This is a genomic window from Maricaulis sp., from assembly GCF_017642925.1.
Classification (GTDB): domain Bacteria; phylum Pseudomonadota; class Alphaproteobacteria; order Caulobacterales; family Maricaulaceae; genus Maricaulis.
In genome coordinates this window covers 172,486-193,100 of record NZ_JAEPOL010000004.1, presented here as the reverse complement: position 1 = coordinate 193,100, position 20,615 = coordinate 172,486, and the positions used below count along the sequence as shown (strand labels likewise).

Below are 20,615 nucleotides of genomic sequence, written 5' to 3'. Positions count from 1 at the left end.
AGAGCATGCCGGACTGTCCTGGGACAGGGCGCCAAAGGGGGCGGCCGGCTGCGGGGAAGCGTAAGAATGGTGGCGGCCGTCAGTGATGCCGTAAATGTGGAAGAGTTGTATCGCGTGCACGGGCGGCGCGTGCGCTGGATCGTGTGGCGCATTGTCGGCAATGCCCAGGACGCGGACGACATCACCCACGCCGCGTTCGAGCGCCTGCTCGAGGTTGATGGCGATACCGGACCGGTGCGGAATGAGGGCGCGTTCGTCACGACGATCGCGACCAATCTTGCGCGAAATCATCTCCGGCACTGCAATACGGTGCGGCGCCATTCTGCTGCAGTGGCGCACCATTACAGTGACGTTGTTGCCCCATTTGCATCACCTGCGGACACCATAGCGGATGAAGAGCGTGACACAGCCCGGCGCGCGGCCCTGTCCGAGGCGATCGGGCAGCTGCCACCGAAATGCCGGCACGCCTTCGTGCTTTGCAAGCTGAAGGGGATGACCTATCAGCAGGCCGCAGAGCGGATGGGTATTTCGATCCACATGGTCAAGAAACACGTTCAGCGCGGCATGGCGCGTCTGGCCGAGCATCTGCACGGGATGCCGGACGGGAACGGGGATACAGCAAGGGCGGCGAACGATGCCGGCTGATCGCGATATGAACATCTTCGACACCGCTTCTGCCTGGGCCGAACGCCTGCTCGCCGAGCGCGCGCTGGATGCGGCCGCCGAAGCCGAGCTGGAGGCCTGGCTGCAGGCCGATCCGCAGCACCAGGCGGCACTCAATGCCTGTCTGGAGCTCGAGGGCATGATCGATGCCGCGCATGGCAGCGACTGGGCTGATGGTCTGATCGCGGCCACCGAGGCGGAACTGATGGCGCAAGAGGCGCCCGGCCGTCCGGCCTGGATCGTGCCGGCCGTGATCGGCATGGCGGCGATGCTCGCCCTGGCAATCGCTCTGCCTGTGTGGACAGGCATGCTGGGCGGGGACCGGGCGGCGGACAGCGATGCGCCGGTGCAACTGGCGGCTCTGGAGACCTATTCCACGGCCCGGGGTGACCGCCAGGAGATCGCCCTGCCGGACGGGTCGGTGATGACGCTGAACACCGGCTCCCGGGTGACCACCGCGTTTGTGGCAGAAGAGCGCCGGGTCGTGCTGGAGGCGGGCGAGGCCCTGTTCGAGGTTTCCCACGATCCCTCGCGCCCCTTCATCGTCGAGGCGGGCGGCCATGAAGTCCGGGCCGTGGGGACTGCGTTCAATGTCTATTCGCGCGATGACGGCCGCACCGTCGTGACGGTGGTCGAGGGCCTGGTGCAGACGCGGGTCGAAAGCGGCCCGGCCTCGGCGGCGCTGCTGCGCGCCGGCGACCAGGTCGAGCTGGTGCCGGGCGAGCCGGCGCCCGAACCGGCGCGGGTCGATGTCGTCGCTGCGACGGCGTGGCGGCAGGGCCAGCTCATCTTCGACGGACGCCGCCTGAGCGAAGTGGTCAGCGAATTTCGCCGCTATAACGATCTCGACATCGCCTTCGCGGACGGGCAGCTGGGCGAATTGCAGATCAGCGGCTCCTTCGACCCGTCCGACAGCGAGGCCTTCCTGGCGGCCCTGTCGGCGACCGAATCGGTGCGGATCGAGCGGACCGGCGACGGCATCCGGATCCACGCGTCCGAGGGAAATGTACAACCCTGACTGGCCTGCACGTGCATCTTCCGGCAGCAATGCGACATTTCGGTAACAGCGATGTCACATGGCTTCTGGCAAGTTGTCACATGAGGGGGATCGGGCGTCCCCGTATCGAGGTGCGGGGATGCGTTTCAGCGGCAGGACATCGGTCAGGATGAAAGGCGTCCGAGCAGCCATCCTCGGTGCGCTGCTCCCGGTGATGACGCCGCACGCCTGCGCTGTGGCCCAGGAGACGCAAACCGCCGCGCCGGACGCTTTCAGCTTCGATATTCCGGCCGGGCCGTTGGGGCCGGCGCTGTCGCGCTTTGCCCTGGTGACGGGACATCAATTGCTGGCGGAATCGCATCTGGTTGCCGGCGTGCGGACCCGGGGCGTCGAGGGACAGTATTCCGCCGAGGACGGGCTCGCGCAGCTGCTGGCCGGAACCGGGCTGGAATTCAGCACGGTCGATGCCCGGACCTACGTCCTCGGCCGGCCGACTGCTCCTGCAGGCCAGGAGGCGCAGGCTGCTGGGGGCGGCGGCGTCATCCGCCTGTCCGGGCATCGCGTGGGCGATGAACCTGCCGCGACTGTTGCAGCATCGGCCTATATCGATCCGCAGGAAGTCATCCTGGTGACCGGTTCGCGTTTCGAGCGGGCCGGGCGGGCGGCGGTCCTGCCGGTGCAGGTGATCGGCCGCACGGCGCTGGAAACCTCCGGCGCCATCGAGATCGGCGAGATGATCGCCAGCCAGTCGCCGGCGACGCTGGAATTCTCCAACGCCTCGACGCATCTCAGCGCCCAGAATGCCGGCCTGTCCTCGATCGGGCTGCGCGGTCTGGGCACGACGCGGACACTTGTGCTGATCGACGGGCGGCGCACGGTGGCCAATAGCGGCAATGCCAGCCGCTTCGGTTCGGACACCATTCCGGCGGAGTTTGTCGAACGGGTGGAAATCTCCACTGGCGGCGCGTCTGCGGTCTATGGATCGGATGCGATTGCGGGCGTGGTCAATTTCGTTCTGATCGACGATCTGGAAGGCGGCCGCCTGCTTGCCCAGGCCGGCATGACCCAGGATGGCGGCGGCCAGTATCACGTGCTCAGCGCCACGCAGGGCTGGCGGTTCGGCGATGGCCGAGGCCGGCTCCTGATCAACGCCACGCGCGACCAGATGCGCCGTATCGGTGCCGGGGATCGCGACTGGGCGCAGGTTCCGGTCAGCCTGTCGAGCGATGGCGAAACGCTGGAAACGGACCTGTCGAGCTATACGCCGGGCGGGCGCTTCATCAGCTATGATTTCTGGTATGACGAGACCGGCCTGCGAACCGATTTCGACATCGACACGGACGGGTATGACACCCGCTCCTTCGCCACGATTTCGGTCCCGCGCGAGCGCGACCTGTTCGCGCTGAAACTCGACTATGACTTCGACGGCGGCGTGTCGGCCTATTTCACGGGCCTGCTTTCGCACAGCGAGAGCCTGTCCTCGCGGGAAGCCCAGACCGCGTATTACAATGAGCGCTTCGGACTGGAGAACGAGCGGATCGGCATGATCCCGGTGGACAATCCGCTGGTGCCGGAGCCGATCCGGCAGGCCGCGCTGGCCGAGGGCCTGACCGGCATCACCTGGCGCCGGCGTTTCAGCGAGCTGGGCGAGGAATACCGCCAGAATGACCGGACGACACAGCGTTTCTGGGCCGGCCTGCAGGGCGAGGCCGGGATCTGGAGCTGGGATGTCGCGCTGGGCCATGGCCGCTACGACCAGGACCAGCTGCGCAGCGGCGAGGTGAATTACGCCCGCATCCGAAACGCTCTGGACATCGAGGCCGATCCGGCGAGTCCCGGCAATTATCGCTGTGTCAGCGCCGCTGCGCGCGCCGCCGGGTGTGCGCCTCTGGACATGTTCGGCGTGAATGCGATCTCGGCAGAGGCGGCCGACTATATCCGTGCCACCGACCGGCTGGAGGTCGAGGTCGAGCAATGGACGCTGGGCGGGTCGGCGTTGGGCGATGTCGCGCTGTCGGACGGGCGTGTGATCTCGCTGGCCTGGGGGGCGGAACACCGTGTCGACAGCCAGCGCACGCGCGGCGATGCGGCGGCGCTAAACCGCGAGACCGGCTATGTCGGGGTTCCCGATCTGGATGCGGTCGGCCATGCGAGCGAAGTCTTTGCTGAGGCTCTGGTGCCGGTTGTCCCGGATCGTTTCGACGTCACCGCAGCCGTGCGTCTGGCCCATTACGATATCGACCGGGTGGGTCTGGTCGGCAGCTATCGTCTCGGCGGTGTGTGGTCGCCCAGTGACGCGCTGGCCTTCCGCGGGCAGATCTCCCGGGCCCAGCGCGCACCCAGCCTGACCGAGCTCTATTCCGGTCCGCGCGGCGATTACGACACCGTCAGCGATCCCTGTCACGGCGTCACCGGCACGAGTTTCGGCCGGCTTGCCGAGAACTGCCGCTCCGAACCGGGGATTGCCCGGGCCATCGCGGAAGACGGCGTCTACGAGCAGACGATCACCAGCGTCTATGCGCCCAATTCGGGCAATCCGGATCTCGAGGAAGAGCGCTCGGATGCCGTGACGCTGGGGCTGGTCTACACACCTGTGCAGGCCGAAGGGCTCAGCCTGTCGGTCGATCTCTACGACATCCGGGTGTCCGGCGCGATTTCATCGCTGTCCAGCCGGGCCCTGTTGTCCGAATGTTATGGCGCGCCGGTCGCGATATCCGCCAACCGGTATTGCGCCGACATCCAGCGCGGCGAGACGGGCCAGTTGCTCGAGATGCAGAACCGCGTCGCCAATCTCAACGAGATCCGGTCTGCCGGAGCCGACGTGACGCTGGACTATGCCTGGCAGGTGTCACCTTCCTCGATCTGGTCCGGTGACTGGGATCTGCGGATTCTCTACGCCTATACCGACCGTCTCGAGCAGGTGTTTGAAGGATCGGACGGCGAGGTCAGCCGGTCCGTCTGGGATGGCGAGGTCGGCGCGCCGCACCATCGCTGGACAGCACGCCTGGGCGTGACGCGCGGGCCGTGGCTGATGCAGTGGCGGGTGCGCTATGAAGGCGCGGCGATCGACGGGCATGACCGTGCGGCCAAGGCCAATGCCGGGGACATGCTCTTCCTGGAAATCGACCCGTGGATGCAGCACGACCTGCATGTGCGCTACCTCGCCGGCGCCGACGGCCGGCTGCAGATTTTCGGCGGCATCAACAATGTCTTCCACGATTACGGCCCCTTCCTGCCCAGCGGTACGGAAAGCGGCGGACGGCGCAATTTCAGCCCGGGCTATGACGCGGCCGGGCGGCGCGTCTATGCCGGTGTCCGGGCCCGCTGGTAGGCGGACCCGATCTTTTTCTCAAAATTTGTGACAGCGCGGGTACCCGATGCGGCCCCTTGCGTGTCTCCCCTCTACCAACACTACGCGCAGTCGAGGGGACGGTGCGGCAAACAAGGGGATTTCGAATGAGTTTGGGTAATCGAACCGCATGGACCACGGGCCGGGCCATGCTGATGGGTGGTGTGTCCGCTGCTGCCATGCTGCTCGGCGGCGCCGCTGTCGCGCAGGACACTGCGGCCGATCCGCAAGCGTCCAGCGAAGACACGATCGTGGTCACCGGCTCGCGCATCCGCCGCTCCAACGCGAACACGGCGATCCCGACACAGATCTTCACGACGGACGATATCGACGAGTCCGGCACGGTGGATGTCGGCGAAATCCTGGTTGATATCCCGGGCGTCGATTCCAGCCTGTCGCCGGAAAGCACCGATCTGAGCATCCAGAATTCCGGTCTCTCGACCATCAATCTGCGGGGCCTCGGCTCCGAGCGGACGCTGGTCCTGATCGATGGCCGCCGCGCCGTGTCGAACTCGGGCAATGGCGAACGTGTCAGCCTGCAGACCATTCCGGCCGGTTTCGTGGACTCCATCGAAGTCACCACCGGCGGCGCCTCGGCGATCTACGGTTCTGACGCCATTGCCGGCGTGGCCAACATCATCCTCGAGCGCAATATGGAAGGCGTCGAGGTCGAAGCCCGCTATGGCTGGGCCGATGCGAGCGGTGAAGAGGAAAGCACGCTCGAACTGACCATGGGCCGTAATTTCGACAATGACCGCGGCAATATCATGGTGGCACTGAGCTATGACCATGAGACAGCGGTCTATGCCGACTCGACCCGTCCCGATTCCCTGCGCACCGACGACTGGTCCGGCAATGGCGAGTACAATGACTACTCGCTGACCTCCTACATTCCGGGTGGCCGTTTCGAGAGCGACGATGCCTGGAATGTCGACGGCGTCTGGTACAATGACAAATCGCTGGCACCGGACGATGGCCGCGATCCGGCCATCGGCTTCGAGACCGAGCTGGACGGCTGGAACTACCGCCCCGGACGCACCCTGTCCCCGGAAGTCACGGCTTACACCGCCGCGGCCCGTGGCCGCTACGAGCTGACGCCGCGCATCGAGGTGTTTGCCGATCTGCTCTGGTCGCGCGTCGACAGCCTGTATGAAGGGTCCTACGAGTCCGCGATCTATTCGACGGATATCGGCCCGATCGGCAATACGTTCGATATCGGCCAGATCTCCAGCAGCAACCCCTTTATCCCGGCAGCCGTCGAAGAGACGCGGTCCGGTTCGGTGAGCTGGTACCGCCGCTTCGTTGAAGTGGGTCAGGAAACCCGTGACAACGAGCGCGAGACGATGCGCTTTGCCACCGGTCTGACGGGCGAGCTGGGTGAAACCTGGCAGTGGAACGCCTTTGCCACCTATGGCCGGTTCGAGCAGAACCAGATCCAGGGCAATAACCTGAACTACCTCAACATCCACTATGCGCTGGATGTCGAGTCCGATGGTGCCGGCGGCTATCAGTGTGCCGATGCCGGTGCCCGTGCCGATGGTTGTATCCCGCTGAACATTTTCGGTGAGGGTTCGATCACGCCGGAAATGGCCGACTACATCCGTATCGACGGCCATGTGCAGCAGATCCGCGAGCAGACCGTGATCGGCGGCTCGATGAATGGCGAGCTGTTCGAGGCCCCCGCCGGTGCGGTGTCCGCCGCCTTCGGTCTGGAATGGCGCGAAGAGACCCAGGACACGAATGTCGACGCCATTATCCTGGAAGAGACCACCAGCCTGTCGGTGATCCCGGAAATCGAAGCCAGCTTCGATGTGGTCGAGGCGTTTGCCGAGGTCGAGATCCCGGTGCTGGAAAACGTTACGGCACAGCTTGCCGCGCGGGTGGCCGACTATTCCACGATCGGCACGATCTCGTCCTACAATGTGGGCGGCTACTGGGAACCGACCGATACGCTGCGTTTCCGTACGCAGTATTCGCGTTCGCAACGCGCACCCACGATCACCGAATTCTACTCGGCACCGCGTCAGGACGCCGACGATCTGCGCGATCCGTGTGATGGCCTGATGCCGGACGGTTCGGGTGTCACCTCCCCGCCGGGCACCGATTTCGATCCGTCCGTGATCGCCGCCAACTGCCTGTCCCAGCCGGGTATCCAGGCCTTCTTCAACGATCCGGACAATGCGGGCGAAGCCTTCGAGTTCGACGGTTCGGTGAATGCGCCGAATGCCGGCAACAACACGCTGACCGAGGAAACCGCCGACACCTTCACCATCGGTGCCGTGTGGGCGCCGTCCTTCGCTGAAGATCTCGTCTTCATCGTCGATTACTACAATATCAAGGTGGAAGACGCGATCGGCTCGGTCTCGACGCAGACCACGGTCGACCTGTGCTATGGCTCGCCGAACTTCCCGGACAACCGTTTCTGCGATGTCGTCACGCGCGACACGTCGAATGGCCGGGTGATCGAGGTGATCAACCGCCAGGAAAACCTCAACGAGCTGCTGTCCGAAGGTATCGATGTCTCCGTGATGTGGGATTTCGAGGTCCAGTCGGTGCCGGGCGAGTTCGGTCTCGACCTGCGCTATTCGCGTTCTCTGGCCGACGAGTACGAGTTCATCGGTGAAGCCGGTACGCCGGTCCGCGAGGACTCCAACGGTTCCATGTACGATCCGACCCACGAAGCCCGGGCACGCCTGTCCTGGCGCCGCGGCGACTTCTACGCCAGCTATACGCTGAAGTACGAGTCCGGCGGCATCGACGATCTCGATGTGGATCCCAGCGATGCCTACTACTTCGAGGCCGACGACCGCTTCGTGTCGAACATTTATGCCCGCTACCGCTTCGGTGACGATTACCGCACCACGGTCTATGCCGGCATCAACAATCTGTTCGACGATTACGGCACCTTCCTGCCGAGCAATTTCAACTCGGGCAGCACGTCCAACCTGAAGGGTCCGCAGAACGATCCGATCGGACGCCAGTTCTACGTCGGTGTCCGCTCCCGCTTCTAGTCTCATCCTCCGAGACGATTGGGTCCGGCACCCTGTCCTGTCTTTATGGCAGGGCCGGGTGCCGGGCACTCTTCCAACGCTTTGACTGGACGGCGCCGGCAAGGCGTCGCGAGGATACCATGTTCCGTCATTTTGCTTTTTCCGCCGTGGCCGCGATGCTGGCTGCGAGCGCATCCCTGCACCCGGCCTTCGCCGAAGACCCGCTGCCTGCAACGCTCGCAGCCCGGCCGGAAATCCCGGCGGCCGACCGGTATATGACACCGGTCGAGATGGTGGCGCTTCGCCATATCAGCGAAGTCTCGCTGGCCGATGACGGTCAGCGCGCCATTGTCACAATGACCCATGCCGACTGGGCCGAGGACGAACGCGCCGACCGTTACTGGGTTCTCGATATCGCCTCCGGCCAGCTGAGCTATCTGTCCGGCTTCGACGAAGCGGATACGGTGGCCTTCTCGCCCGATGGCCGGATGCTGGCGGCGGACCAGCCGCCGGAGGGGCGCAAGGAAGACGAGGTCTTCCTGGCCAATGCCGATGGCAGCGATCTGCGCCGGCTGACCCGCCACCCCACCGCTGTGCAGAGCATGTCCTGGTCGCCGGACGGGCAGTTCATCTACTACCTGGCGACCGACGATCTCAGCGACGAGCAGCGCGACCGGCGTGACCGGGTCGAGCTGATCGAGCCCTATTTCGAGACCACGCGTCACCGTCATCTCTGGCGGGTCGATGTGGACAGCGGTGCGCGCCAGCGCATGACGCAGGGCGACTGGTCGGTGCGCAGCTATGATGTCGCCGCCAGCGGTGCCGTGCTGATCCGCATCGCGCCGGCCGCCGATCTGGACTCCGCCTATGACAGCGAACTCTGGATCAGCGAGACGCCCGAACCGGGCGGCCAGTTCCGCCGCATCACCGCCAACAACTGGATGGAAAGCAATGCCCGCCTGTCGCCCGATGGCCGGCGGATTGCCTACAAGGCCCGCGTCAGCGGCGCCGGGCTCGACTATGTGCAGAACAATCTCGTCGTCATCGATCTGGAGACCAATGAGAGCCGGATCCTGACCGAGGGGTTCGATTTCGAAGTCGACGGCATGGCCTGGCTGCCCGATGGCGAGACCCTGGTCATGGCGGTGCAGGCCGGTGTGCGCTCCGGCCTGGTGCGGATCGATGCGGAAAGCGGCGAGGTGACGGCGCTGTCGCTGCACGACCGGCACCTGGCCGACTGGTCGCTGGATGCGGCGGGCAATGCCGTCGCCCTGTTCGAAACGCCGGCGACGAATGGCGATCTCTGGCGGATCACGGCCGACGGTGCGGAAACCCGCCTGACGACGATCGGCGCGGCCATCGTCGCGCCCTATCACCTGCCCGAGCAGCAGCTGATCCGCTGGAACAGTCATGACGGCCAGGTGATCGAGGGTTTCTACTTCCCGCCGCTGGTCCATACCGGCGACGGTCCGCCGCCGCTGGTGGTGCAGGCCCATGGCGGGCCGCGTTCGGCCGACGAGTTCGGCATGTGGAAATGGGGCCGCTATGTGCCGGTCATGACGGGGCAGGGCTATGGCGTGCTGTGGGTGAATTATCGCGGCGGCACCGGCTATGGCGATGCCTTCATGCAGGCCATGCACGGCACCTATTTCGCCCATGCCGACCGCGATGTGATGAGCGGGGTCGATTATCTCGTCGAGACGGGGCGTGCCGATCCGGATCAGCTGATCATGTCGGGCTGGAGCGCCGGCGGTCACATGACCAACCGGCTGATCACCACGACCGACCGTTTCCGTGCAGCCTCGTCCGGGGCCGGGGCTGTCGACTGGGCGGTGCACCACCTCACCAGCGATACCCGCCAGGCGCGCCGTCTGCTGTTCGGAGCCGATGCCTGGGCCGAGGGGGCGCTGGAAACCGTGTTCCAGCCGCAATCCCTGTTGCGGGATCTCTACCGCGTCACCACACCGACCCTGATCTTTGCCGGTGAGGATGACGAACGGGTGCACCCGTCACAATCGATCATGCTCTACCAGGCGCTGCGCAATCTGGGTGTCGAGACGCGGCTCTACCTGGCGCCGGGCGAGGGGCATTCCTTCTCGGACCTGTCGCACCGCCTGTTCCGCATCAATGCCGAACTGGACTGGTATGCCCGGCATCTGGGACGCGAGGCCTATGAGTGGCAGCCCCTACCGGTCGATCCCGATGACGAGGACGACGGTGCGTAACTAACGCGTGCCGATCTGGCGCGGGGTGAAGGTGGGGGCCGGCAGGTTGACGGCTCCCGCCGCCTTGGCCGCGTCGAGGAAGGCCACCAGTTCCGGCACCGGCAGCGGCTTGGACAGGCCGAAGCCCTGCGCCCAGTCGCAGCCCAGCAGTTTCACGATCGCCAGGCCGGCTTCGTCTTCGACACCTTCGGCGACGAGGTCGAGACCCAGATTGTGCGCGAGGTCGACGGTGGACTTCACCACCATGCGGTCGCGTTCAGAGGTCGCCACATGCTGCACGAAGGCCCGGTCGAGCTTCAGCTCGCGCGCCGGCAGTGTGCGCAGATAGGCCAGCGAGGACAGGCCCGAACCATAATCGTCGATCGACAGCCGCACGCCCGCCTCGTTGATGCGATTGAGGTTGGCGATGGCCAGTTCCGGATCGTCCATCACGGCGGTTTCCGTGATCTCGAACGTGATCCGGCCGGCGGCGGTCCTGATCAGGTCGAGGGCGATATTGACGAAGTCGGTATCGCAGACGAGCGCGCCGGAAATATTGGTCGCAATGCAGATATCGTGACCGGCTTCGGCAAAGCGGCGCTGGTCGTCGATCACCCGCTGGATGGCCCATTCGGTGAGCGCGCGGATATGCCCCATCTCCTCGGCCTGGTGGATAAAGGCCGCCGGCGGAATGAAGCCCTGCTGCGGATCGAACCAGCGGCACAGCGCTTCGGCGGACTGGTAGCGGCCGGTGCGCAGGTTGAGCTTGGGCTGGTAGTGCATGCTCATATCGCCCGACCGGGTCGCCTGGAGCATGCGGGTCATCAGGGTGAGATTGCGCGACGGATCGCCGTACTGGCCGGCGTCGAACAGGGCTGCGGCCTCGCGATGCTGCTGCGCCTGGTGCACGGCGATCGTGGCGTGGCGGATGCACAATTCCGGATCGTCGCCGATCCCGACACCGCCGCGGACGGAGACATCGATATCCAGGTCTGCAATCCGGACGGGCTCGGCCAGCCGTTCCACACAGGCACGGGCCAGCGCCAGTGCGTCGTCGGCCGTACGGCAGGTCGCCAGAATGCCCAGCATGCCGGGCGAGATGCTGTAGACCGTGTCGACCGGTTCGATCTCGCGCAGGCGGGCGGCCATGCGGGCCTGGATCTCGGCGAATTTGCCAAAGCCCAGCACGCTCTCCAGATGCTTGCGGCGATTGAGCTGCAGGGCGATGACATTCGGCGGCACGTCCGAACGCACGGCCCGCTCTTCCAGGCTGCGCTCGAGCGCGGCGCGCGACGGCAGGCCGGTCTGGGAATCCTCGTACAGCGTGCGGGCCAGGATGCGGGCGCGCTCCTTGGCCGAGCGCTGGCGTACAACGGCGACGATCAGCAGCATCAGCACCAGGGCCAGTGCCGCGGTCGCGACGATCACGCGCTGGCTGGCCCGCGAGCTCTGCAGGGCGAGCTCGCGCTGCAGGCCTTCGATCCGCAGCCGGTCGATTTCCATTTCCTGGATGGCGAAGTCGAACTGCGCATTGATCAGGGCCGTATTGGCGGAGGCGGCGAATTCCGCGCGGTCGTCATCGAGGCGCTTGAAAGCGCGCAGATGCGCCATCGCCTGACGCCAGTCGCCTTCGGACTCATACAGCTGGGCCGCCATCTCGTGATAGGTGATGTAGGCCTGCGTGGTCGTGGTCAGGTCGCGTCCTTCGAACACGCGTTCCATGTGGTCGATCGCGGTCGAGATGTCGCCGCGCGCATAGGCGATCTCGGAACGCACGCCCCAGAAGAAGCGTGTCCACTCCAGATCCGGCATGTCGCTGACACGTTCGAAGGCCAGGTCGATACTGGCGGTGGCATCGTCATAATGCCCGGCCTCGGTCTGCATGATCGCCAGGTTTTCGAGGATGCGGGCCTCCAGCGACGCGCTCTCCATGTCGCGCGCGAGGGTCAGCGCCGCTTCGAAGGCCAGTTCCGCCTCGTCGTAACGTTCCAGCTGGGTCAGCGCATTGGCGATATTATTGTTGGCCGACAGGCCGAGCGCCGGGTCCTGATAGCGTTCCAGGGCGTGACGGAAATACTCGACCGCGCGCTCGTACTGGCGCGCATCGGTATAGAGCGAGGCAATGCCCTGCAGGGTGATGGATTCGCTGCGCGGCTCGCCGATATCGCGGTAGATGTCATAGGCATTCTGGTAGTTTTCCAGCGCCTCGCCATGGCCGCCCAGCATCTTGTTGATGCGGCCGAGCGCGGTGAGGATATCCGCGTGAAGTTTGCTGCTGGGCGGGTTCTGGCCCAGCGCCTCGAGCGCGCGTTCGGCGACGGGCAGGGCGTCCTCGAACCGGGCCAGGCGCAGAAGGGCTTCGGCCTGGAGCCACCAGACCGTTGCCTGGGCCGTCGCCGGATCGGTGAAATCGGTGATGGTGGGGATCAAGGCTTCGGCCGTGCGGGCGCGTTCGAGCGCTTCCTGCGGCGAGGCCATCATGACCGCCTGGGCCGATTCAACGGCCTGACGATAGCTGTTTGCCGGCGGCACATCGTCCGTGCGGATATGACCGAACGCAGGTCCGCACACTGCCCCGAGCAGCAGACACACGCCCGCCATCGCCAGGATTAGCCGCTGCATTGACTCACTTGCCTCCCCAACTCGGCAGGTCCACCACGCCGGAAGTTAGGGCATGCAAGTTAATATAAACCAAAACCCCTTCGCGATTGCGAAAGGGCCTTGATTTGTATTGCAAATCACGTCCGCCGGTGGGCGGAGGCCGTCTCTAGAAACGCATGCGGAAGCTGGCGCCGGCGGCCAGATCGTTCCGGGCCCGGTCGAAGGCATTGCCGGCGACCTGCTGGCGGGCGAACAGGCTGGCTTCGCCCAGGATGCCGGGCAGCGGCGTGGAATACAGGAATTCGGTATAGAGCGGACGCTCGCCGCCCAGTTCCCAGACCTGGCTGTCAAAGCCCAGCGCTCCGGTCTCCCGGTCGGTCACACGGGCCGCCGTGTAACGCAGGGAACCCGTCTCCACATGCAGCGGCTGCATCAGGCTGACGCGGACGGCGTCGGCCTCACCGGCGATGCCGGAATACTGGATGCTCATCTGCGCCGCGGTCGAGACGATATTGTCGTCAAGGTCCAGCAGGCCGCTGTCGAACGCGGTCTGACGGGTCACGGCGGCCGTGGTCGAAGCGCTCAGCCGCAGGCGCGGCGTAAGCGCGGTGTCCACACCCATCGAGAAGGCGCTGGTGTCGGCACCGCCGGAGAAGTCGAGCGGTCCGGTGCCCTGGGCCCCCAGAAGGCCGGTGCTCTCGTGCAGCTGCGTCACGGCACCATGCAGGGTGGTCGTATCCGTCAGACGGTGTTCGATCGCCACGTTAAGCGCCATCGCCTGATAGGCATCCAGACCGTCATGCAGCGGCCGCTCCTCGCCCGTGCCGGGGATGAGGTAGGTCCGCTCTTCCTGGTTCATGGTTGAACCGACCGTCAGGCGCGTCCGTTCGGAGAGCTGGAAACCGCTGGCGGCGAAGATACCGCCCGATGCGAAGCCGAGGACAGGGTTTACGCCGCCGGTTTCCGGACGATGATCCGAGAACAGGCCGAACCCGTCATTCCCTGTCAGGGCGAGCGCCCCTTCGCCAACGCCCAGCATGACGTCGCGGCCGGTGCTGCGGTCGGCAAAGCGCAGACCGGTCTGGAAGCCCAGCTCGCGCGACAGGCCGCGGCCCTGCAGATCGGTGGCACCGGCAAAGGCGGTGACTTCCAGATTGCCGCGGCGCAGGACCGGACGGTCCATCATGCCGGCATCGGTGAAGCTGGCACCCGAGCTGCCGGTGGTGCGCTCGTAGATATAGGTCTCGGCATAGATGCTCGAGACATTGTCGGACAGGCTGGAGCCCGCCGTCAGCGCGTCCACCGAAATCTCGAAGTCGCGGAAGGTGTCGTTGACGTTCTCGAACAGCACGACGGTGTCGCTGGAACCGTAGCGGAAACGCAGGCGGCCGCCATCGATCATCACGTCGCTGGCGGAAACCTGGCGGCCGCGGCGGTCGATGACATAGAGATCGCCGGCATCGATGGGCGCCATGGCACCGGCCACATTCAGAAGGCCGTGGCCGTAGACGGCGTCGACACCCTCATCGCCCAGATCGGTGGCGGATTGCAGCAGGACATCGGCAAGGTCGGCGCCTTCCAGCCAGCCCCAATGCCCCTTGACCAGCGCGGCGGCGCCGGAAACGAGCGGTGCGGCGAAGGACGTGCCGGACACGCGGACCACACCGCCATCGCCATCATCGACCAGGATCAGCTCGCCCGGAGCGACCAGGAAACGATCCATCAGGCGATGGCCGGGCTGGCAACTGCCCCGCACCGTCAGGCAGGCATCGCCCGGACGGTTGGAGAAGCTGGAGATATGGCCGCCCGGATCGACGGAACCGACAATCAGAAGATTGTCGACGGCGTTGACGCCGGTCCAGTCCACATCGACCGTCTGGGCAGCGCCGTCATTGCCGGCGGCCAGCACGAAGAGCGTGTCGTCGCCGAACAGGCGCACGAAGGGGCTCGTGAAGATACGCTCCCACTCCGGCGCCAGCGTCCAGCCGGATACGCCCATCGATAGGTTGACGATGTCCGTCTGCATCAGGGCGAGATAGCTCATGCCCAGCTCGACCGTGCCCCAGTCGGTGGTCTGGGTGTCGTCATACGGGTCGAAGGAGATCAGGTCGGCATTCTGGGCAACACCCATCACGCCGGTGCCGTCGAGCGGTGCGTTGATCAGGCTGCGGACCGCGGCGCCGTGATGGAAGTCACGCGAGCCGAAATCGCCCTGGCTGAGCTGGAAATAACCGTCGCCGGACCGCGTGGAGAAATCCATCAGGCCGACGCGGACGCGATCGCCGCCGCCATACATCTGCGACAGCGCCGGGTACCAGTTGGTTGCGGCCATCCAGTGATCGACATGGTCGATACCGGTATAGGACATCAGATTGTCGTAGAAGGTCAGGAAGAACTCGGACCGGTCGGCGGCATCCATGCTCGCCAGAGAGGCCGGATCGGCCGGATCGATGCCGAAATCGTCGAGCAGCGCGTTGAGGAAAGCCTCGTTCATCGACTTTCCGGTCGCGCTCTGGATGGCCTCGCCGAAGACGTTTTCCGCCTCGTCGAAGATCAGATTGAGACCGTCGGCGATCGGCTGGTAGTCGCCGGTTTCCGGATCGATCTGGTCCCAGCCGAGATTCATCACACCCCAGACACCGCCGGCGGTTTCCCAGAACGGATTGATGTCGCCACCAAAGGGATTGATGTCGCCGCCCACGGTCGAGAGGTCACCCCAGAACGGATTGATGTCCCCGCCGAAGGGGTTGATATCGCCACCAAAGGGATTGATGTCCCCGCCGAACGGATTGATGTCGCCGCCAAAGGGATTGATGTCACCCCAATAGGGCTTCACATTCCCCCAGAACGGGCTGACGAAACCGTAGTACGGGCTCTGCGCAGCCTGGAACGGGTTGATGTCGCCACCAAAGGGATTGATGTCCCCTCCGAACGGGTTGATGTCGCCGCCAAAGGGATTGATGTCCCCGCCGAACGGATTGATGTCGCCGCCAAAGGGATTGATGTCCCCGCCGAACGGGTTGATGTCGCCGCCAAAGGGATTGATGTCCCCGCCGAACGGGTTGATGTCGCCACCAAAAGGATTGATGTCCCCACCCATCGCCTGGACCGGGCCCTGGCTGGCCGTTTCCTGGGCCAGGGCACCTTGGCTGAAGATGGCGGAAGACATGACGAGCGCGGTCGCAGCCGCACCGCTCAACAACTGACGTTTCATGGACATCCCGTTCGCTTGGCCCGTTAATGAAGTATTAACAGAGCTTTCAGGGGCTCGGCTAGGGGCGAGGCGCAATTTATGCTCGATATTTTATACGTCGGACCCGACAGCGTGTGCGGCCCTCGGCGCGAGGCGGAACTCTGCGGCGTCCGGGCGCACACCCCGCTTGCCGCATCGTGGTATATAGAGCCGGTGAAGGGTGGATGGAGCCCATGCAGGACACGCAGGGCCAGAGCGGTCGAGACCGGGACACGGCGTGTTTTCGCACGCGTGGCCTGACGAAAGTCTATGGCAGCGGTGCGTCTGCCGTGCATGCCCTGCGCGGGGTCGATCTGGAGATTCCCGAGGGTGATCTGGTGGTCCTGCTGGGACCGTCCGGGTCGGGAAAGTCCACACTGCTCAACATACTGGGCGGTCTGGACCGGGCAACCGGCGGCGAGTTCCTGTTCCGGGGCGAGGATCTCACCCGGGCCTCGACCCGGGCGCTGACCCTCTACCGGCGCCGGCATGTCGGTTTCGTCTTCCAGTTCTACAATCTCATGCCCTCACTGACGGCCCGGGAAAATGTCGAGCTGGTGACGGAGATCGCGCAGAACGGTCTGTCCGCAGGCGAGGCGCTCGAACTGGTCGGGCTGGAAAAGCGCGCGGATCACTTTCCGGCCGAACTGTCCGGCGGTGAGCAGCAACGTGTCGCGATCGCGCGGGCGATCGCCAAGCGGCCCGAAGTCATGCTGTGCGACGAGCCGACCGGTGCACTGGACAGTGCGACCGGCATCCGCGTGCTGCAGGCGCTCAAGACGGTCAACGAGACACTGGGCGCGACGACGATCATCATCACCCACAATGCCGGCGTCGCGGACATGGCGCATCGCGTCATCACCTTTTCCGACGGGCAGGTCGGCAAAGTCCGCGTCAACACCGAACGGGCCAATCCGGAGGATCTGGCATGGTAGGCGGCGGGCGGTTCGACATGGCGCGCCTGGTGCCGCGCAAGCTCGACCGCAAACTCCTGCGCGATCTCTGGGCAACCAAGATGCAGGCCCTCGCGATCGCCTTTGTCGTCGCCGCCGGCATCGCGGTTCATGTCGTGGCGGCCGGTATGCTCGACTCGCTGCAGGAAACCCGGCGCGCCTATTACGACCGGTACCGGTTTGCCGATGTCTGGGCTCCGGTGGTGCGGGCGCCCGACCGGCTCCTGGCTGACATCCGCGACATTCCCGGCGTGGCCGCGGCCGAGACGCGGGTGACATCGCATGTCCTGTTCGACATTCCCGGCATGGACGCACCGGCCAGCGGCCAGGCGATTTCCCTGCCGGACAGCGGCCGCCCCGCCGTCAATCACATCCATCTGACGGAAGGCCGTCTGCCGCGCCGCGGCCAGCGCGACGAGGCCGTTCTGCTGGACGCCTTTGCCCGGGCGCACGGCATTGCCGTCGGGGACACGGTCTCCCTGACGCTGCATGGCGGACGGGAGTCGCTGCGGATTGTCGGGATCGCGCTTTCGCCTGAGCATGTCTATGCCGTGGCGCCGGGGCAGCTTGTGCCGGATGCACGCCTGTTCGGTGTCGTCTGGATGGGGCGAGAGGCCCTCGCCCAGGCCGTCGACCGTGACGGTGCCTTTACCGAGGCCGTCGTGACGCTCGAGCCGGGTTATCCCGAGGCCGCAGTGACCGGCGCCCTGGACCGGCTGCTGGCGCCCTATGGTGCGCCGGGTGCCTACGGCCGGGAGCAGCAGATCTCCGACGCCTTCATCTCCAGCGAGATCACCCAATTGTCGACCATGGCGCGGGTGCTGCCGCCGATCTTTCTCGCCGTGGCCGCCTTTCTGGTGAATGTCGTCCTCACCCGGCTCGTGGCGATGGAGCGGACCGAGATCGGCCTGCTCAAGGCATTCGGATATCACGATGGCGATGTGGTCTGGCACTATGTGAAGTTCGCCGGTGCCATCGGGGCGTTGGGCCTGGCGATCGGGCTCGGCCTGGGCACCTGGCTCGGCCGGCAGATGGCGGCGCTCTATACCGAATACTACCACTTCCCCTTCCTGATCTTCCGTCTCGAGGCGGGGGTCTACCTGTCGGCCTGTCTCGTGACGGCTCTCGCCGTGGGCGGCGGTGGCGCCCTGGCCGCCTGGCGGGCGGCCCGGCTCGATCCGGCCGTGGCGATGCGGGCCCCGCCGCCGCCGGACTATTCCAAGTCCATCGGCGCCGGCCTGACGCGCTGGCGGATGCTCGATCGCCAGACCCGGATGGTGTTCCGGCAGATCCTGCGCTGGCCGGGCCGCTCCGCCTTCACCCTGGCCGGCGTGTCCGTGTCCGGCGGGCTTTTGATCGGAACGCTCTTCTTCCTCGACAGTGTCGACGTGATGATCGACGTGTATTTCAACAGCGCCAACCGGCAGGACGTCTCCGTGTCCTTTGTCGAGCCGCGCTCCTGGGAGGCCTTTCATTCGCTGCGCCGCATGCCGGGCGTGATCGAGGCCGAGCCTGTGCGCCAGGTGGCGGTGCGGCTGCGGCATGGCGCCGCCGAGGAACGCACGGCGCTGTCCGGTGTGCCGCGCGGGGCACGCCTGTCGCGCATGGTCGATCTGGACAATCGCAGCGTCGAGGCGCCGCCGGGCGCCCTGGTCATGTCGCAGGACCTGGCCGACAAGCTGTCCATAGCCGCCGGCGACCGGATCGAGATCGAGGTCACCGAAGGGCAGCGCCCGGTCTTCGAACTGCCGGTCTCGGCCGTCACCACGACCCTGGTCGGTTCCGGACTGCAGATGGAGATCGGCGACCTGAACCGCCTGCTGGGCGAGGGGCGGGTGCTGTCGGGGGCGTCCCTGCGGGTCGATGCCCATGAAACCCGCACGCTCTATGCCCGGCTCAAGGACACGCCGGGCATTGCCGGCGTCTCGCTGCAGAGCGAGGCCGAGGACCGGTTCGTCGAGCTGCTGGACCAGAGCCTGGGCACCTCGATCGTCATCTATACCGGGTTCGCGGCCTTGATCGCGATCGGTGTGGTCTACAACAGTGTGCGGATCTCGTTTTCCGAACGCGAGCATGAACTCGCCGTCCTGCGCGTCCTCGGTTTCACGCGTGGCGAGGTCGCCTATGTGCTGCTCGGCGAGATCGCCATCCTGACGCTGCTGGCCCTGCCAGTCGGCGCACTCACGGGAACAGGGCTGGCCTGGGGCTTCTCCCAGGCGATGAGTTCGGACCTGTTCCGCCTGCCCTTCGTGATCAGCCCGCGCACCTATGGCTATGCGGCCGGTGTGGTGCTGGTGATCGCGATATCGTCCGCCCTCATGATCCGCTCCCGGCTGGACAAGCTGGACATGGTCGCCGTGCTCAAGTCCGGCGAATAGGAGATCGTTCGCATGAAACTCAGCTTTCGAACCGTGTTCTGGGGACTGGCCGCCCTGATCGTCATCGTTCTTCTGGTTCTGGCTTTCCGCCCGCGGCCTGTCCCGGTCGATATGGGCGAGGTGATGAGCGGGCCCATGTCGGTCACGGTGAGCGATGAGGGGCGGACGCGGATCCGCGATGTCTATGCCGTCGCAGCCCCGGTCGGCGGCCGCTTGCTGCGGGTGGCGGCCGAAGCCGGCGATGCCGTTGCGGCGGGCGATGTGGTCGCCCGTCTCCTGCCCAGCGAACCGGCTTTCCTGGATGCCCGTACCGAAGCCGAGGCGCGCGCCGCGGTCGATCTCGCCGAGGCCGGCCTCGCCGCATCCCGCGCCGATGCCGAGAGCACCGCCGCCACGCTGGAGCTCGCACGGTCGGAACATGCGCGTATCCGCTCGCTGTTCGACAGCGGCATCGCCTCCCAGGCGCAACTCGATCGCGTGGCCAGCGAGCTGCGCGCGGCCCGGGCAGCGGACAATCGGGCGCGGGCCTCGGTCAATATGCGGCAGGCGGAGGTGGAAGCCGCGCGTGTCCGGCTGCTCGCGCCGGACGATGCGCCGGGCGGCAATGGCAGTGTGCTGGACATCCGGGCGCCCATCGGCGGTGTCGTGCTGCGGGTGTTGCAGGAAAGCGAAACACCGCTCGCGCCGGGGGCTGTCGTCATGGAGATCGGCGATCCGGCGGATCTGGAGGTCGTGGCGGAATTCCTCTCCACCGAAGCCGTGCAGGTGGAAGCCGGTGCCGCGGCCCGGATCACCGACTGGGGTGCGGGAGACGATCCGTTACCGGCGCGCGTGCGCCGGGTCGAGCCCTATGGCTTCCTGAAGGTCTCGGCGCTGGGGGTCGAGGAGCAGCGGGTCAATGTGATCCTCGATTTCGACGCGCCGGCCGACAGCTGGCGGCGGCTGGGTCATGGCTACCGGGTCGAGGCGGCGATCACCGTGTGGGAGACCGGCGAGGCGGTTCAGGTGCCCGTCGCGGCCCTGTTCCGCGAGGATGGCAGCTGGGCCGTCTACCGGGTCGAGGAGGGCCGGGCCCGTCTGACACCGGTCGAGATCGGCCACGACAATGGCGAGACCGCAGAGGTGCTGTCGGGGATCGAGCCGGGCCGCCGCATCATCCTCTATCCCGGTGCGGGCCTGTCCGACGGCGTCAGCGTGGAGCTGCGCGATCCGGAATAAAAAGAACGGCGGCCCGAAAGACCGGGCCGC

The 20,615-nt window shown here is 65.9% G+C and carries 10 protein-coding genes; 8 read left to right on the top strand and 2 right to left on the bottom strand.

The annotated features are described in order from the left end of the window. Positions 1 to 66: 66 nt before the first annotated feature. The 5 genes from JJ918_RS05010 to JJ918_RS04990 all read left to right on the top strand — a co-directional run bounded on the left by JJ918_RS05010 (position 67) and on the right by JJ918_RS04990 (position 10,224). Positions 67 to 645, top strand: coding sequence for a sigma-70 family RNA polymerase sigma factor (locus JJ918_RS05010; RefSeq protein ID WP_291884109.1), 579 nt, complete (start codon positions 67 to 69; stop codon positions 643 to 645). A 7-nt stretch (positions 646 to 652) separates the two neighbouring features. After that, positions 653 to 1,681, top strand: coding sequence for a FecR family protein (locus JJ918_RS05005; RefSeq protein WP_291884107.1), 1,029 nt, complete (start codon positions 653 to 655; stop codon positions 1,679 to 1,681). A 148-nt stretch (positions 1,682 to 1,829) separates the two neighbouring features. Further along, complete coding sequence (locus JJ918_RS05000) at positions 1,830 to 4,991, top strand: TonB-dependent receptor (RefSeq protein ID WP_291884104.1); 3,162 nt, start codon at positions 1,830 to 1,832, stop codon at positions 4,989 to 4,991. A gap of 125 nt (positions 4,992 to 5,116) precedes the next feature. After that, positions 5,117 to 8,020, top strand: coding sequence for a TonB-dependent siderophore receptor (locus JJ918_RS04995; RefSeq protein WP_291884101.1), 2,904 nt, complete (start codon positions 5,117 to 5,119; stop codon positions 8,018 to 8,020). 119 nt (positions 8,021 to 8,139) lie between these two features. Then, positions 8,140 to 10,224 carry a S9 family peptidase gene (locus JJ918_RS04990; protein ID WP_291884097.1) on the top strand — a complete coding sequence of 695 codons (2,085 nt, stop codon included), beginning with the start codon at positions 8,140 to 8,142 and terminating at the stop codon, positions 10,222 to 10,224. Here the strand turns inward: JJ918_RS04990 and JJ918_RS04985 are convergent, their stop codons facing one another. Further along, positions 10,225 to 12,825 (bottom strand): EAL domain-containing protein, encoded by a 2,601-nt coding sequence (locus JJ918_RS04985; RefSeq protein WP_291884093.1) that lies wholly within the window; start codon positions 12,823 to 12,825, stop codon positions 10,225 to 10,227. A gap of 145 nt (positions 12,826 to 12,970) precedes the next feature. Beyond that, entirely contained in the window at positions 12,971 to 16,018 is a 3,048-nt protein-coding gene (locus tag JJ918_RS04980; RefSeq protein WP_291884091.1) for a S8 family serine peptidase, read from the bottom strand. A gap of 203 nt (positions 16,019 to 16,221) precedes the next feature. Here JJ918_RS04980 and JJ918_RS04975 point away from each other — a divergent pair, with 203 nt between their 5' ends. Genes JJ918_RS04975 through JJ918_RS04965 form a run of 3 tightly spaced genes read left to right on the top strand, consistent with a single transcriptional unit; the run spans position 16,222 to position 20,585 of the window. Beyond that, positions 16,222 to 16,971, top strand: a complete 750-nt coding sequence (locus tag JJ918_RS04975; protein WP_367277639.1) for an ABC transporter ATP-binding protein — start codon at positions 16,222 to 16,224, stop codon at positions 16,969 to 16,971. Next, positions 16,965 to 19,367: an FtsX-like permease family protein gene (locus JJ918_RS04970; RefSeq protein WP_291884085.1), complete on the top strand. Its 2,403-nt coding sequence runs from the start codon at positions 16,965 to 16,967 to the stop codon at positions 19,365 to 19,367. The genes JJ918_RS04975 and JJ918_RS04970 overlap by 7 nt, the downstream gene beginning before the upstream one ends. Before the next feature lie 12 nt (positions 19,368 to 19,379). Beyond that, complete coding sequence (locus JJ918_RS04965) at positions 19,380 to 20,585, top strand: HlyD family efflux transporter periplasmic adaptor subunit (protein WP_291884083.1); 1,206 nt, start codon at positions 19,380 to 19,382, stop codon at positions 20,583 to 20,585. Positions 20,586 to 20,615: the final 30 nt, after the last annotated feature.